At 64.1% G+C, this 3,854-nt stretch carries 4 protein-coding genes; 2 read left to right on the forward strand and 2 right to left on the reverse strand.

Annotation, left to right across the window (positions count from 1 at the left end):
* Nucleotides 1-143 precede the first annotated feature (143 nt).
* Nucleotides 144-290: a hypothetical protein gene (locus ACFVTM_RS22875; RefSeq protein ID WP_390206517.1), complete on the reverse strand. Its 147-nt coding sequence runs from the start codon at nucleotides 288-290 to the stop codon at nucleotides 144-146.
* Nucleotides 291-507: 217 nt separating this feature from the next.
* Between ACFVTM_RS22875 and ACFVTM_RS22880 the strand changes: the two genes are divergently transcribed.
* Nucleotides 508-1,530 carry a hypothetical protein gene (locus ACFVTM_RS22880; RefSeq protein WP_390206519.1) on the forward strand — a complete coding sequence of 341 codons (1,023 nt, stop codon included), beginning with the start codon at nucleotides 508-510 and terminating at the stop codon, nucleotides 1,528-1,530.
* Nucleotides 1,531-2,002: 472 nt separating this feature from the next.
* Here the strand turns inward: ACFVTM_RS22880 and ACFVTM_RS22885 are convergent, their stop codons facing one another.
* Nucleotides 2,003-2,653, reverse strand: coding sequence for a hypothetical protein (locus ACFVTM_RS22885; protein ID WP_390206521.1), 651 nt, complete (start codon nucleotides 2,651-2,653; stop codon nucleotides 2,003-2,005).
* Nucleotides 2,654-2,730: 77 nt separating this feature from the next.
* On the opposite strand from ACFVTM_RS22885, the gene ACFVTM_RS22890 reads away from it, so the two are divergent.
* Nucleotides 2,731-3,585, forward strand: coding sequence for an inositol monophosphatase family protein (locus tag ACFVTM_RS22890; protein ID WP_390206522.1), 855 nt, complete (start codon nucleotides 2,731-2,733; stop codon nucleotides 3,583-3,585).
* Nucleotides 3,586-3,854: the final 269 nt, after the last annotated feature.

The following is a 3,854-nucleotide window of genomic DNA, read 5'->3' on the forward strand; positions in this document are numbered from 1 at the left end:
TGTTGGGGTTTTTAAAACCCAAATTATCGTGGTTTTGTCCCCGGGGTTTTTTTTTTTGTGGGGGTTGGCGGGCCTTTTTTAAACCGGGGGGGGGGGGGGCTGTATTTAATCCCCCCCCCCGCCGCCTGTCAAAGCAGTCTCCGTTACTTCTTGGTGGAGTCCGGCCACCAGCCGATAGCAACTGAGCTCTGGCCGGCCGTGCCGGCTGCGGCAGAAATTGCTGCGGAGGCGGACATTCCCGCGGTTGCCAGCGCACCGGCGACGAGGAGTGTTGCAAGGGTCTTCTTCATTAGGACTCCTGATACGTAAGAGGCTGATGTGACTCGTGTGACTTATGGTGCAGATTTAGTATAGAGGCAAACGACACGCCGCTCTATAACAATTCGTCCCGCTATGCAGAGTTTCGTGTTATTCGCGCGAAGCTGCGGAAGACCTGATTCAATATTGCGCATGTCTTGCTTGCGCGGTTTGTTCGTTTCCGCTCCCGGAGCAACGGATAATTGAGACATGCAACAAAGCTCCGTTTCACCCTCGTACGCCGCTGCAGAGTTGCAGGCGCGCGAACACCAGTCCAGTCACGACTTCCGCGAGGCCGCGAATGCTGCGCAGGTGGCGGCAGACATTGCCAGTGCCGAGGGTGATTCGTCTTCGTGGTGGCACATGACGTTGTTCCGGGCCGAGAGCCTCATTGCCGCCGGAGACATTGAAGCCTGCGCGGAACTTGCCGGCACATTGATTACTGAACCCCTGGACGGGAACCCGCAACTCCAGGCCCAGGTACACATCCTCCTGGCCCTGACACACCGGGGCATGGGTCTGCTCGAAGAGGCCGCCGAGGAGGCCAGAATTGCGGCGGACCTCATGAACGGCGAGGACGACATCGAGATCGCGGTCAAAGCCCGGCAGGCGCTGATCGCCGCCCTCGCGGACAGCGGAAGACTCGACGAAGCCTGGGCCGAAAGCCTCATCATGGCCGACATCATCTCGGGCGAAGTTGATGACCAGCTAGTGGGCAAGGCGTACTGGGTCATCGGAAATGTCGCCTTTCTTTGCAGCAAAGTACCCGAGGGGCTGCACTATCACGAGCTCGCCGCCAGCACGTTTTCGCCGGCGCGGAACCTTACTGTTTGGGCAAAATTCAACAAGGCTTCCGCGGCCATGCGGCTCGCCGCCGATATTGCCGACGCGGACACACTGCGCTGCATTGAACGAGCGGAACTTGCCACGGATGTCATTGGCGGCACCGAGGAAGACCACATTCTGCTCAAACTGAACCGCGGCCACTGGAACTTCCTGGCGGGTGATTTGGATGCGGCGGTCGCGACTATCAGCGACATTTTCCCGGCCCCCGAGCAGACCACGCCGCAGATTCTGGGCGAGGTGTATCTGTTGCTGGGGCGGTCCTACGCCGGCCTGGGAAACGCGGCCGAAGCCCGGAAACACCTGCTGGAAGCGGCCGACTACTTTGAGAAGTCAGGAGCCCCGCAACGTGCGGAGCAGGCCCTCGAATTCCTGACGGACGCCCCCTGAGCCTGGCCTGAGCTGGACATGCCCCTGGCTGCGGCAACTCCGGGGGACATGCCCCGCCTCTGTGGCGAGGAGTGGACATAACGCCAACATGTGCACCGGGCAGGCCCAAGACTGGACATGTCCCGTGTTCGCGGCCTGGGTGGGGAGTTCCTGCCGCAACTCCCGGGGGACATGCCCACTGGCTGTGGCGAGGAGTGGACATAACGCCGCTGTGCCCAGTTCTCGGGGATAGAACCGGACATGTCCGGTGTTTGAGGCCTGGCTGGGGGAGTTCCTGCGGCAACTCCAGCGGCACATGCCCACTGCCGGTGGCGAGGAGTGGACATAACGCCGCTGTGCCCAGTTCTCGGGGTTAGGACTGGACATGTCCCGTGTTCGAGGCCCGGTGCAGGGGACAACTCCAGTGCTCAGGGTTAGAACCGGACATGTCCCGTGTTCGAGACCTGGCTGGGGACAACTCCACTGCTCGGGGTTAGGACTGGACATGTCCCGAGGCGGAGGAACCAGCGGCGCCCTTGCGGCCGAGGAAGAGCGCAGCTGCGCCGGCGATGAGGCTCAGCGCCAGAAGTGCCCAGCCAGCCACGGTGAGCGTGGACGCCAGGGTGACCTGCCCGCCGTCGAGGGTGGTGGCGGACATCATTCCATCGATCACCGTGTTGCCCCACAGCCGGACCACGGCAAAGAGCAGCGGCAGGGACCACAGGGTCCAGCGCAGGGACTTGCGGGCCACGTTGGTGCCGATCAGCAGCAGCCATGTGAAGCCAAAGATCAGCGGGAAGAGCATGCCGGCCGTCTTGTGGACGTAGCTCAGCTGGCCCCGGGCGTCGGAGTCCATGGCCCCGCGCAACTGTTCCACGAACCCCTGGTCGAAGCCGCCGACCAGGGAATCCGGCATGGCCTGGCCGCCCGACAGCTGCGTGAGCTGGTTGAGAGTGAGGAGGTGCAGGTACCAGAACAGGAACAGGCTGGCCACGACGCCGGCGATCACAATGAGAATGCTGTTGCCCTGTGCCTTCTGCGGTGTCCGGGTGGTGGTCGGATTTATCACCGGGGGGAGATGGTGCTGGGGGACCGCCGCGTTGGCGCCGTGCTTTTTGATCCGCTGCGCGGGTGTCTTGGCCATGGCTCCATTATCGCCCGTCGGGCGCGCCCGCCCGCGCCGGCTGTTCACTGCCAACGGGCGCCGATAGTCTGGGACGCGTGACCGAACTAGGAAAACACCGGCTCGGCCGGCACAGCACCGCAGATCTCGACCCGTCGCTGGATGACTATCAGCTGGCCGAGGCCCTGGTCCGCGAGGCCGGAACCCTGGCGCTGTTGATGCGGCAGGCCGGGCTGGAGGGCAGGCAGAAGACGTCGGTCTCGGACGTGGTCACGGCCGCCGACCACGCCGCCGAGTCCTACGTGCTGGAACAGCTTCGGCGCTGCCGGCCCGACGACGCCGTCCTGGGCGAGGAGGGCGCCTCCGTGGCGGGCAGCAGCGGACGGACCTGGGTCATCGACCCTGTCGACGGCACCTACAACTTCCTGCACGGATCCACCTACTGGTGCTCGGCCATTGCCCTGAAGGATTCATCCGGAGCAGGCCTCGGCGCCATCTTCCAGCCTGAGGAGGACAAACTCTGGCTCGGCGGGGCATCCCGGGCAGCGACGCTGAACGGCGAAAAACTGGTCTCCTTCATCCCTGACGAGTCCGGGAAGGGGCGGTCTGACACGCCCGTTTCTGAACTCGGCGCGGCAACGTACATCCACCCGACGTGGCTGGCTGATCCAATGTGCGCCATGCCGTGGCACGCAGCAGCGACGTCGGCGGCCTCACTTCGCATGTTCGGGTCCGGTTCCTGCGACCTCGGCCGGGTGGCGGACGGGCAGCTTGGCTGCTGGTTCCAGCACAGCTGCCCCGAGTGGGACTGGCTGCCCGGCAAGGCAATCGTCGAGGCGGCCGGCGGCGCAACCGACGTCGTGCGAGTCAACGGACTCGATTGGTTCATCGCGGGAGGCACGACGGCGGTGCGCCAGTTGCGCGCAGCGCTCACCTCCGGCCAGGTCGGCTAGGCGTCCCGTCCGCAGGATCCTCGGTTGGGACATGCTCATTTTTCAGCGCACCCGCGGGACATGCCCACTCTTCGTGGCCTTGTCCGGGGAACATGCTCATTCTTCGAGGCCGGGACCGGGCATAAGGGGACTATGTCCACTGGCCGGGGGCGGCGGAGGGCATTTCCCTTCCGAATGCCGTGTCCGCGGGACATGCCCACTCTTCGTGGCCTTGTCCGGGGAACATGCTCACTCTTCGAGGCCGGGACCGGGCATAAGCGGACTATGTC

Source organism: Arthrobacter sp. NPDC058130 (assembly GCF_042884475.1).
In the GTDB taxonomy this organism is placed as follows: domain Bacteria; phylum Actinomycetota; class Actinomycetes; order Actinomycetales; family Micrococcaceae; genus Arthrobacter.